The 12,869-nt window shown below is 25.8% G+C and carries 8 protein-coding genes; 6 read left to right on the top strand and 2 right to left on the bottom strand.

Annotation, left to right across the window (positions count from 1 at the left end; all coding sequences use genetic code 4):
• Positions 1–52: 52 nt before the first annotated feature.
• Positions 53–1,588, top strand: coding sequence for an ABC-F family ATP-binding cassette domain-containing protein (locus ACI2WJ_RS06470; RefSeq protein WP_338957779.1), 1,536 nt, complete (start codon positions 53–55; stop codon positions 1,586–1,588).
• Positions 1,589–1,688: 100 nt separating this feature from the next.
• Here ACI2WJ_RS06470 and ACI2WJ_RS06465 read toward each other — a convergent pair whose 3' ends face one another.
• Both ACI2WJ_RS06465 and ACI2WJ_RS06460 read right to left on the bottom strand, forming a co-directional pair.
• Positions 1,689–1,961, bottom strand: a complete 273-nt coding sequence (locus ACI2WJ_RS06465; RefSeq protein WP_174480642.1) for a hypothetical protein — start codon at positions 1,959–1,961, stop codon at positions 1,689–1,691.
• A 210-nt stretch (positions 1,962–2,171) separates the two neighbouring features.
• The gene (locus ACI2WJ_RS06460; RefSeq protein WP_400255192.1) at positions 2,172–4,307 is read right to left on the bottom strand and encodes a hypothetical protein; all 2,136 of its coding nucleotides are present in this window, start codon (positions 4,305–4,307) and stop codon (positions 2,172–2,174) included.
• Between the two features lie 324 nt (positions 4,308–4,631).
• Here ACI2WJ_RS06460 and ACI2WJ_RS06455 point away from each other — a divergent pair, with 324 nt between their 5' ends.
• The 5 genes from ACI2WJ_RS06455 to ACI2WJ_RS06435 all read left to right on the top strand — a co-directional run bounded on the left by ACI2WJ_RS06455 (position 4,632) and on the right by ACI2WJ_RS06435 (position 12,852).
• Positions 4,632–9,359 (top strand): ABC transporter permease, encoded by a 4,728-nt coding sequence (locus tag ACI2WJ_RS06455; protein ID WP_400255191.1) that lies wholly within the window; start codon positions 4,632–4,634, stop codon positions 9,357–9,359.
• Positions 9,360–9,521: 162 nt separating this feature from the next.
• Entirely contained in the window at positions 9,522–10,499 is a 978-nt protein-coding gene (locus ACI2WJ_RS06450; RefSeq protein ID WP_338957772.1) for a DnaJ domain-containing protein, read from the top strand.
• 219 nt (positions 10,500–10,718) lie between these two features.
• Positions 10,719–11,702, top strand: a complete 984-nt coding sequence (gene ftsY, locus ACI2WJ_RS06445) for a signal recognition particle-docking protein FtsY (RefSeq protein WP_400255190.1) — start codon at positions 10,719–10,721, stop codon at positions 11,700–11,702.
• On the top strand, positions 11,695–12,009 hold the full coding sequence (ylxM, locus tag ACI2WJ_RS06440; RefSeq protein ID WP_174481096.1) for a YlxM family DNA-binding protein: 315 nt from the start codon (positions 11,695–11,697) through the stop codon (positions 12,007–12,009). Before ftsY ends, ylxM begins: the two co-directional genes overlap by 8 nt.
• Positions 12,010–12,024: 15 nt before the next feature.
• On the top strand, positions 12,025–12,852 hold the full coding sequence (locus ACI2WJ_RS06435) for a TIGR00282 family metallophosphoesterase (protein ID WP_174480992.1): 828 nt from the start codon (positions 12,025–12,027) through the stop codon (positions 12,850–12,852).
• The last annotated feature ends 17 nt before the right edge of the window (positions 12,853–12,869 follow it).

The following is a 12,869-nucleotide window of genomic DNA, read 5'->3' as shown; positions in this document are numbered from 1 at the left end:
ATATTCATGTTATTATTACTAAGTAATTAAAAAAATATTAATGAGGTATAAGATGAGTATTGTCACAATTGAGAATTTAACACATGCTAATGGTGGAAAAGTTTTATATAAAAACGCCACTTTACAAATTAATAAAGGTGAACATGTGGCATTAATTGGTATGAATGGTGTTGGTAAAACAACATTATTAAATATTATTAATGGAACAGTATCTGCAGATCATATTAATTTAAATATTCATCCTAAAATTAAAATTGGGTATTTGGATCAACATCAAGAGGTTAATTTAGAATTAACAGTTTTACAATATTTGCGTGAAAGTTATCAAAAACTTTTTGAACGTGAACAACAAATGGAAAACTTATATGCAGAAATGGCTAATAATTATAGTGAAGAGTTATTAACGAAAGCAATGAAAATTCAAGATGAATTGACACACCAAGGATTTGATACTATTAGTAAAAAAATTGGTCGTTTAGTTGATGGATTGGGTATTAATTTACAGCTTTTAGAACAAACTTTAGGTAGTTTAAGTGGTGGTCAAAGAGCAAAAGTGTTATTAGCAAAATTATTATTAAATGAAGATGATTTTTTATTACTTGATGAACCAACTAATTTTTTGGATATTGAACAAATTAATTGATTAGCTAAGTTTTTACAAAATTACCCTAGTGCATTTTTATTGGTGTCACATGATCGTAATTTTATTAATACAACATGTAATATTATTTTCGATATTGATAATTATATGATTACTCGTTATGTTGGTAATTTTGAAAGTTTTTTAGAACAAAAAAGTTTACATCATCGTCAATATGAATCAGCATATTCAAATCAAAAGAAATTAATTGAAAAATTAGAAACTTATATTAGTAAAAATGCAGCACGTGCTTCAACTGCTAAAAGTGCTGAATCAAGAAGAAAACAATTATCTAAAATTAATGTTTTAGAAAAACAGCAAATCCAGTCTCCTCCAAAGTTTTATTTTAAGTATTATAAAACAACGAGTTCAATTGCTGTGCAAGCTAAAAACCTTGAAATAGGTTATCATAAACCATTAATTAAGCCACTTACTTTTGTTATTAAGACTGGTAGTAAGTGAGTTGTTAAAGGGTATAATGGAATTGGTAAAACTACTTTCTTGCAAACATTAGCTGGTAATATTCCAGCACTTGCTGGAAATATTAATTTAGATGATCGAATGCAAGTAGCATATTTTCATCAGACTGAAGTAATGACTAGTACTACTCCATTTAATTATTTAAAAGAGTTAGATATTAAATTAAATGATGTTGAGATTAGAAGAATTTTAGCAAGTTTTGGCTTGCGTAGTAATTTAGTAATGAAACCAATGAACTTACTTTCTGGTGGTGAACAAACTAAGGTTAGATTAGCAGCATTGGCATTAAAACCTTACAACTTATTAATTTTAGATGAACCAACTAATCATATTGATGTTTTAGCTAAAGAGTCTTTATTAAAAGCATTGCAAGAATTTGAAGGCACTGTATTATTGACAACTCATGATACTAATTTTAATAATAGTTGAGTTGATGGTGTTTTAGATTTTGAAAAATTAACAAATTAGTGAAATTAAAATAGTTATTTTTAATATTTAATTTATACATTTAAACAAATAAAAAAACTTATAACTAAGATTTAGTTATAAGTTTTTTTATTTGTTTAAATTATCCTTTACGATTACGGTCGTCACGGTCTCGTCTGCTAAATCCACCACTGTTTCCTCAACTAGAATCACCACGGTCAGAACGTGGTCTAAAGTTTCCACGATCAGAAGAATTTCTATCCCCTTGTGTTCTTGCTCCACGTTCAGCAAAACGTTTTTCACGTTCTTCTGTGATTTTTACAAGTGTTGTTAAACTTGCATTAATAGTAATTACTGTTTCTTTTAAAACTTTAATTTCTTCTAATAATGCTTCGATTGTTTGATTGTTTTCCATTAACAATGCCTCTTCTTTCTGGCGCCTAATTGATAAATCTGATAATAATATCTGATATAATGAGATTAATAAGCACTTAATTAAGTATAGCATTAAAATTAAAATTGTATAGTATATAGTCATATATTTTATAGTTAAAAATAATTATTATTATGATAACTATTATTTTTTATTAAATATCTAGTAAATAATATTATTAAAATTAGTTTTTTATTTTACTAAAGTAATACTTTTAAATTTAAAAGTACGTATACCTTGAAAATCAATTAAATTTTCAATATCAATAGCAGTGATAATAAAATGATATGTAGTGTTTTTAATTTTATATGTAAAATCATATTTTAAATTAATTGTTTCAATATTATTGATGGTAGTTTTAGTCATAGTAATATTAGAAGTATTACCTATTTTTTTATTAATGCCGGTTGTGTTATCAGCATCAAAATAAACTTCATAGTTATCTTTAATTCATTGATTATTATTAGCAGTAATAATATTTTTAATTCCTAATTTATGACTTTCATCAGTAGTACCAAGTAATAAATTTAAAATATTATTTAGTTGACTGTGTGGTTCAAGCATAGTTTTTTGTAAAATATCCAGTATTGAACCTTGAGTAAAAGTTGGATATTCTGGATCATCTTTATTAATGTGCCCACCTAATGATTTATATAATTCTTCGACATCGGTTGCTGTTACATCACTTTTATTAATTATGTTTTTTAGAGTAACAATAGTATCATTTTTAAAAATTATTAAGAGACCAGTAGTATTATTAAATAAAAAATTCTCTAAATCTTGTAAATCAATATTAATACCTTCATTACCTGGATATTGTTCTGAAATTTTGGTAATTAGATCAGTAATGCTATCAATAGTATTTTTAACACTATCTGTATTAATTGCTTTAATAATGGTATCAATTAAGTCATCAGGTTTATATATTTCATCACCAATCAGTCCTCCTAAAGATAAATTTACCGGTAAAGAATTTGGTGGTTTTGGTATTGTTAAATTAAGTTTAAGATCATAAAGAAATGTATCAAAACCACGAGTTTCTGCTGTAGTTTTACCAAATACGGTTAGAAGTATTTGTTTTAATTTTTCTGGTTGGCTAATTAAAGATTTTATAGTATTAATAATATCAAGTAAATTATAGCTACCAGCACTTGGCTTTGATGGATAACCATTACCAATTGTTAAGTTTTTAACACCTTCAGTAATATCTGGCATATCTAATATTCATTTTTTAATAACAGGAATAATTGCTTCAATAATTGTTAAGATATAAAGTGGGTTAGTTAAAAGATAGGGAAGGTATCCTTCTATATCAGCAAAAAAACCTTTATCATCAAAATGAACTTTTATGTTACCTCTATCCAGTAAACTTCCATCAAGTGTTATATGTTCTGAAAGAACGCCACCTAAATATCGTGGACTTTTACCATCTTTACCAAAAATTTTATTGTCTTCACTCATTTTTCAAAACAAGTAATTAATTAAAGTGCCACCATGATATAAATCATAATCTTGTTTTGACTTTCAAACACTTACTTTGTGATCAGGAAGTTTACCTAAAGTTGGACTTATTTTTCATCTTTCTCCATTATTTCAAGCGCTATAAGGTTGACCACTATCATCTTTTCAATTATTCATAAATTTAATTAATGTTTCTTCATCAGTGGGTGTAGAAGTTTGTTGATCAGATCAACTGCCATTGACTAAATTACCAAATATTCTAGTTAGCGGATTTAAAAAATTAGGACCATAGTTATTAATTAAATTAGCAACTAATTGTAATCCAGCTGGTAAAGTGCTTAAGTCACCTTGTAATGATTTTAAAAAACTAGAAATGGGGTCCATACCAGCACCTACAACTATATTTTCTAATTGTGGGTTAGCCATAATTGATATAGTTCTAATATAATCAAGTGATGAAAAAACATCATTAACTTGTTTTTTACTATTGATGGTTTTAGTTAATTCACCTGTTCCAGAAGCTTTAAAAAAATTATCACGATCAAAATTATTTACATCAATTTTTCCATTTTCCCCTCAACGTGTTTGTAAATCACCTCAATTATCTAAACTAGTATTTTTAGTTAAATTATTAATACTATTATTTTTAATTTTTCCCATAATATCATCATTAGTACTACTAGTATCAGCACCTAACTCTTTTGACATAACCATACTTTTAATTAAAGCAGAAGTTTGGTCAGCAAAACTTTTAGCGATACTATTAGTTACACGGTTAACATAAAAATTAAAGGTACAAGCTGATAGAGGTAAAATAGTGGCACTTGCTATTAAGATAATTCCTAACTTGGTAAATACTTTTTTCATAGCAGTTCTCCTTAAATAAAGTGTTATTTTTGTCAATTTTATTTTACTAAAATTTAATACATTTAACTCTGAAAATAATTAAATTCATTTCTTACAAATTGTATCATTAGTTATTTTAATTTTAAAATTTATTTAAATAAACAATTTAAATATGGTAATATATCAAACAGAGAAAAATTAAACATTATAAAAACTATCTATTATTTATTTTAAAATTATCCTATATATTAATTTTGTATAAGTGTGATATTATTAATCCATATGTGAACTTAATAATTAAAATTAAATGTAAAATTTTAATTTCAGGAATTAGGGAGAACTGTAATGGCAAGGTTAAATAAACGCGAAAAAGCGAATAATAAAAAAATGGTGTCTACTAATAAAAAAACAAAAAAAAGTTTATTTAAGAATGCGTTACTATTAAAGCAGACTTTAGTTGCTACATGAAAAAGTAAATTACAATTAGTTATTTTATTATTACTTACTGCTTTTGCAACTTCGTTGGTTACTGGAACTTGAATTTCGTACGTTAGAATGATTGAAGGAAGCAATCAATTAGGATTAAATGATCTTAAGTTTGATGCTGTTTTACCTTATTCACCAGTGTCGCAAGGTATTAAACAAATTGCTAATCAAGCTTTTAGTTTAAAGTTAGGTCGATTTTATGTTCAAGATGGAACTAATAGTAAAAGTATTAAAGTTCTTTATTTTGATGATACAAAAATAGGGACAGATCAAGAAATCCTACCAATCACTAAAGATAACTTAACTATTGATTATACTCGTGATAATATAGGTAATATTACTGGGTTTAATGATATAAGATGAACAAACCCAGATAATCCTTTAATTTTTAATTTGAATAATAATAATGTTAAAGCAAGCATCTATGGTCAATTATTATTAAAGTCAAAAAATGCTGCTAATGAGAATTTAAAAAACCATTTTAAAACAGCAGCAGATGATTTATATCGTGATGTTTTTTTAAAAAAAACAGCACCCAATATTCTTCAATCTATTAATACTTTTATTAAGGAATGGATTACAAAACATTCAACAGATCCGATATTAAAGGAGACTGATAATGATAAAGTTACCACTTGAATTTTAGAAAATAAAATAAATTTTAGATCTTCTTCTAATGATGCTACTATTCCTTATAGTGTTAATTTACAAGATCAAACAGAAAGAAATGAACTTTTTATTAAAGTAGTTAAGGAAACTGAACCTGATCCAAGATTAGATAATGATTATGGTATGAATGGTCAATGAATGAGAATTTATCGTAATTTTTCTGCAACAGAATCAGATAGTAACATTTATACTAATTTTACTAATACTTCTATTGGTTATCATTCACCTTTTAACTATAATATGATTAGTGATGGCACTGAAAGAGACGCTTTTTCTTCATATTTAATTCGTGCGGTTGCAGCATTACAAATGCGTGATTTATATGTTCGTAATCAATTTACTGCCAGTGCTGGAGTAATTAATAATACTCAAATTAATACTAAAATTATTGATATTGGTTTACCTAATGCTTTAAATCATACTAATCTAAAAGTATTTGAAGGTGTTGCACCAACAAGTAAAAATGAAATAGTTATTACGCCACAATATGCAAGAAAAAATAAAAGTAATAAAGCGTATAAACCAGGCGATCATATTAATATTAATGGTACTGACTTTATTGTTAGTGGTATTGGTGGTGATGCTTATGATATTTATCCAACGATTAGTGACTTAGATCCAATTCCCAATACAAGAACTGAATTTATTGCTTATGTTATACCTTCAGCATGAAATGATGGAAATTGATATAAGACAGCAGATAAAACTGATAATACTTTAATGTATTTTACAAAATGAAATAATGTTCCTAAAAATAGTATTCATGAATTTGATGTTGATTTATTTAATGATTTTTTTCAAAAAACAATATTTAGTGATAATGGTGTTAGTGATTTAAATCAATATGATTATAATAAGTATTTAGTTGAGAAATATGGTAATACAGTTCCAATACCACAATCGTCTTCTACATACCTTATTAATCCAAATCCTGTAGTTACAAGTAGTAATAGTCAGTTTTCGCTTTATAATAGTAAAGAAAAGATATTTAATTCAGCAATAATTGGATTTTTATTTGCAGCAATAGCAGGAGTATTATTTTTACTAACGGTTGTTATTTTTATTACTACTTTAATTGTTAAAAAAGCAATCCAACATGGACAAGTTTCAATGGGTATTTTAAAATCAATAGGTTATAAAACATGACAAATTACGATTTCTTATTTGGCATATCCATTATTAACACTATTAATTGCAATTCCAATTGGCTGAATTGTTGGTCTTGTAATTCAGGTATATTTAACTGAGATTTTTAATACTTTATTTGTTTTACCATATAATGTTTTTAACTTTGATGTTGTTCCATTATTTATTTCAATTGTTTTAATTATTGGTTTTATTTCAATTGTTACTTTATTAACTGCCTTTCGTCTTTTAAAACGTGATCCTTTATTTTTAATTAAAAAAGATAGTGATTTAGCTTTAGGTGTTCCTAAAAGTAGAACTAGCAAGTTTTTACAAAATAATTTTCGTCTTCGCTTTTTATTATCGTTATCAAAAACTAGTTGAAAAAAAATTTTAGTTACTTCAGGAGTTATTACTTTAGCTTCACTTTCAATTGTAGCAACAACACTAGTTCCTGCCACTATTAATAGTTTAAAAGTTAATTATTTCAAAACTCAAAAATATAAAAATTATTATGAGTATCAAACACCAATGCCGAATATGCCAATGAGTAAATATGGATTATATTCATGAGATTTTTTTAATCGACCAAGCGGTGAGAAATATTATCCAACTTATGGTGCTATGCCTTGACCTGAAGATAAAATTGTTTATGATGAGAAAAAGGCACGTGTTGGATGATATAATCCATTATTGTTTAAAAAAGAAAAATTAACTAATAATTTTGCTGATATTTTTACTTTTGATTCATCTTTTCCTGAATCTGAAAGAGCAGAGTTTATAAAAAAAATGTCCTCTTATTATCAAGAACAATCAACAGGGACATTAGATCTTAATGATTTAGTTTGATCATATAGTTGATTAGGTGGCAAAGATTTTAGTAATCAGTTAATAACTGATTTAAGTAAAGAAGATAATACACCATCAAAAATATTTTCATATAATATTGTTAATTTTGCAAGTGGCCAATTACCTAATATTTTGCAAGTTCCCAATCCTGGAGTGCCACCTGGTCCAGAGGCAATTAAAGAAATTTTAAAGCAAGTATTACCAGGCTTTGTTCGTCAGAGTATTGATAGTTTGCCAAGAACTAATATTAAAGAAGATCCTTATGATTATTTTAGTATTGGTCATAATACTATTGCTTTTAATCCAAAAACTACTAATAATGGTGATATTAATGGACCAGATGAAGAATTAGTAACACAGTTTAAAGTTGGTGTTGATGAAAGTACAAAAATTGCTAAAAAAGAACTAATGGATGTTATTGGTATTAATCCCAATACTGCGATGTTGGTATTAAAAAATGATGAAGTTAAAGCTTTAAAATATAATGCTAATGCTAATGCTATTCCAATGGTTATCAATCGTGCTTTTCAATCTAAATTTGGATTAGATGTTGGTTCACAATTTAGTGGTGTACCACAAGTTAATACTCTATGTTATAAAAATATTGATGGTAAAAGTATTCCTTTACCAAAAGAAAATTGATATTACGGTGAAACACCACCAACAGATTCTTATACTACAAATGGTGGCATTTGATCAAAAAGTGGAACAAAATGAAATTATCGTGGTGATCAAAAAATAAAATTATCTGATAATAGTAAAGAATATAGTGATATCCACGGCACTAGGTATAATGGTATGTATGATGAAAAAGGACAACCAATTATAAATAATGAACCTAGTACTTGAAATAATGTTAATGATATTTGATTAAAATTGCCTTCTGATATTGATCATCATGCTATAAAGGGTAAAATTCCAACAGCTGATAATGCTAAAACTATTGATTTTGATTTATCACGTATTTCCGATTCAACAGGTGAATGAATTAGACCTTTTTCATATGATTTGGTAAAGCCATATAATGGATTTGATCCTAAAGATCCATTAAGTATTTTATTAAACCGTCCAGCAGAATGATTTATGGGAATGGTTAATAATAATATTTTAACTAAAGAAAATAATATTAATGCTGATAGTTTACAAGCAGATATTAAAAATAATATGCCAACATGATGAAAAAATATTACGGGTAATGATAATCCACTTCATACATATCAAGTTGTGGGAATTCAAGATTCTTATGATACTCCTAAAGCCTATGTTGATCAAAAATGAGCTAATGAAATTATGGGTTATAGTTATATTGATGATAATCCTTATTATTCAGGAACGGATGTATTTCAATGATTTAATGGTAAGTTAAGTGCTAATGCTAATGTTTTTGATTTAATTGGAAGAATGAGTTTTAAATCAAATTTAGATGATTATACTATTTATGCAACCACTAGTTTAAGTGGTAATCAAAATATACCAATGGTCAAAAAAAATTATTTATTATCAAAACAACAAGCAATGCTTACTAAAATGTCAGATATTGCTTTCAGTGCTAGTGCTTTATTTATTGTGACAACGATTATTTGTTCAATATTAATTGTTATTATGATTACTGATTTATTTACCGATCAATTTCGTCGTTTTATGGCTCATATGAAAGCAGAAGGATATACTAATTGAGAAATTAATTCTTTTACTTTAGGTATTTTTACACCTTGAGCATTACTTGGTTATATTGTAGGATTTGCCCTAGGTTTCCTTGCAATTTATGGTTTAATTTCTATTCTTACTAGTTTTGTTGGTGTGGCTTTACCATTTACAATAACATGATGAATATTACCAGTAAGTTTTACCATAATTGGTGGTATATATATATCAACATTTATTATCAATAATCATGAATTAAATAAAATGAATTTAATTGAATTATTAAAATCTGATGAATAAAATAAAGTTCACTAAAGAATGTTTGGTAAATTTAAATATTTAAATTTACCAAATTAATAGTCAAATATGTATACTTTATTTGAAAACTAAATATAGTTTTTAACTCATTACTTTATTTTAAAGTAAATGGGTTTTTTATTTTGAAAGGAGAAAAAAAGAATTTTGAAAGATGAATCATTAATTTCTAATTATTATGATATATTAAATGTATTACCAACAGCATCAGTAGCAGAAATTAAAAAAAAATTCAAACAGACTGCTCTAAAAACTCACCCAGATAAAAATAATAATCCTCAATCAAAACTTAAAATGCAAGAATTGAATGAAGCAAAAAGAATATTAACGGATGAAAACTTAAGAAAAGTTTTTGATCAAAAACTTTTTATTTACTTTTTACAAAATGGTAATAATAAGGAAGTTATTTATTTTCTTACTAATAAAATAAATAATTTAAATATAAATGAAAAAGATAATTCTGGTAATACTCCTTTACATTATGCATGTTTTCATAATTTTTTAGAAGCTGCAGATCTATTAATTAAATATGGCGTTAATATAAATGCCAAAAATAATAGAGATAATACTCCTTTACATTATGCTATAATGGGTAATGCTGATTTAAAATTTATTAATTTATTAATTGATAAAGGTGCTAATTTTATTGAGAAAGATAAAATGGGTAATGATAGTTTATCTTTTGCCAAAGATTTTTCAAAAGATAAGAAAGTTTCTAAATTTTTTTTAAAAAAAATGAAAAAATTAAGAATAAAACAAAATCAACAAATCTTATTAAATATAACTAAAAGAATTACTAATATTGAAAGAGAAATTACCAATATTGAAAGAGATATTGCACATTTTGAACAGAAAAAAATAAATTCACTATTAAATTATATTATTATTATTTTTACTTTTGGTTGTGTTAATAAGAACAAAGATATAAATAAGGATATTTTAATTAAGACTGATCAACTTAAAAATTTATTATTAGAAAAAGAAATTGTTAATAATGAGAAACATGTATTTAAAGAAAAAATAAACCGATTAAATTTTAATAAAACTAAAAAAATAAATGCAATGGATTTACAAAATCAACCTTCAACAAGTGGATATAACCCATCAAATTCATCATGTATTTAATAAAACAAGTTAAAAGATTGCAAAAGCAATCTTTTATTTTTAGCTAAAATCAAGAAAAAATGATTGATATTTTTTGGATTTATTATTAAATTAAAATATAATAAATTACTTATTAAATAAAACTTTTAAATCGTACTATTAATATTTTAATAAAATTAAAGTATTAATGTCATAAATAACTAGTTATTTATTGGTATAATAAACAATGTAGGTGAAAATATGGCATTTTTTAAAAATTTAAAGACAAAATTATTTGGTCAAAAGACAACTAAATATGATCAGGGCCTTAAAAAGTCAAGAACATTATTTGCATCTAAAATTAAAGCATTAGCAGCGCGTTATCATCAACTTGATGAACAATATTTTGAAGAATTAACTGAAGTATTAATTTTAGCAGATGTTGGATACAAAATGGCAGAAACTATTACTGATGAAATTCGTCATGAAGCTAAAATCCAAAAATTAACAAAACCAAAAGATATTAATGATATTATTATTGATAAAATGTTTGTTATTTATACTGATGGTCAGTTGGTTTCTACAAGATTAAATTTTAGTAGTAATAATATTTCGTTATTTTTAGTTGTTGGTGTTAATGGTAATGGTAAGACAACATCAGCAGCTAAATTAGCAGCTAAATTAAAAACACAAGGTAAAAAACCAATTCTAGTTGCTGCTGATACTTTTCGTGCTGGTGCAGTTGAACAATTGCAAATTTGAGCAGAAAGAATTGGTATTCCTTGTTATTTAGGAACACCAAAGCAAGATCCAGCTAGTGTTGTTTATGCTGGAATTGAAGCAGCTAAATCTGAAGGTTGTGATGTTATTATTGTTGATACAGCAGGGAGATTAGAAAATAAAGTTAATTTGATGCAGGAGTTAAAAAAGATTAATAAAATTATTACTCAGAAATTAGGACATGAAGCTAATGAAACATTGTTTGTAATTGATGGTACAACTGGACAAAATGGTATTAATCAAGCGCAAGAATTTATGAAAATTGTTTCTTTGACTGGCATTATTTTAACAAAAATGGATGGCACTGCTAAAGGTGGCATTATTCTTGCTATTAAGGAAGAATTAGATATTCCTGTTAAATTAATGGGTTTTGGTGAAGGTATTAATGACTTGGAAGAGTTTGATTTAGATAAGTATATTTTTAGTTTAACAAGTAATTTGTTTGTGGAGTATGAAAATGAATAGTTTAGAAAAACAAGTTTTATATTATAGTTTATTTGCTTTTTATAATACATTATTAACAGCAAAACAAAAACAATATTTTACAAATTACTTTATTGAGAATTTATCTTTACAAGAAATCGCTGATTTACAAAAAGTATCACGAACGGCTGTTCATGATAGTCTACAAAAAGTTATTATTTTATTAAATAAATATGAAAGTAAGTTGCATCTTTATGAAAAATATAAACAACGACAAGTAATATATGAAAAATATACAGAAAAGTATAATTTTATTAAAGTTTTACAAGAAATTGATAAAATAGAATAAAGCAAGTGGAAATTAATGAAGATTTTAATAATTGGTGATATTTACAGTATTGTTGGTAGACAAATGGTTAAATATTGAATTCCTAAAATAAAAAAGGAATATGAAAATCAATTTAAGATTGATTTAGTAGTTGCGAATGGTGAAAATACTACTCATGGTAAATCATTATGTAAAAAACACTATGATGAATTAAAAAATGCTGGTATTGATATTATTACTACCGGTAATCATATTTTTGGTCATCCTGATGTTGCTAAGTATATTAATACAACTCCCGATTTATTGCGTCCTTTAAATTATAATCCTTATCATCCAGGTAATGGTACAATTTTAGTTAAAGTTGGTAATAAAAAAGTACGTGTAACAAACTTAATTGGTCGTACTTTCATGGATAAATCTGATAATCCTTATTTTGCTCTTGAACAACTTATTACGATTGATAAACAAAATAGTGAAGAAAAAAGTGACATTCATATTATTGATTTTCATGCTGAAGCAACAGCGGAAAAGTTATCTTTTGCTTGAAATTTTGATGGTCAAGTTACTTGTGTGGTAGGAACTCATACTCATGTTCAAACAGCAGATAATCGTTTATTACCAAAAGGTACTGCTTTTATTAGTGATGTTGGAATGACAGGTCCGTTTTATTCTATTATTGGTGCTAAAGCTGAAGAAGTTATTATTCGTGATAAAAAAAGTATGCCGGCAAAATTTAGTCCAGCTGATGGTGAAGGTCAATTTTCAGCTGTTTTATTAACTATTAATGATGAGACAAATAAAGCACAAAAAATTGAACGTATTTTTATTCATCCACAAGCACCTAATTTTAAAATTTACGAATAATTACAAATATAGGAAGG

Origin of the sequence: Spiroplasma endosymbiont of Cleonymus obscurus (assembly GCF_964273375.1) — a bacterium.
Lineage (GTDB): Bacteria > Bacillota_I > Bacilli_A > Mycoplasmatales > VBWQ01 > Spiroplasma_E.
Note: the sequence above shows the minus strand (reverse complement) of the source record. Positions and strands in the feature narration are given on the sequence as shown.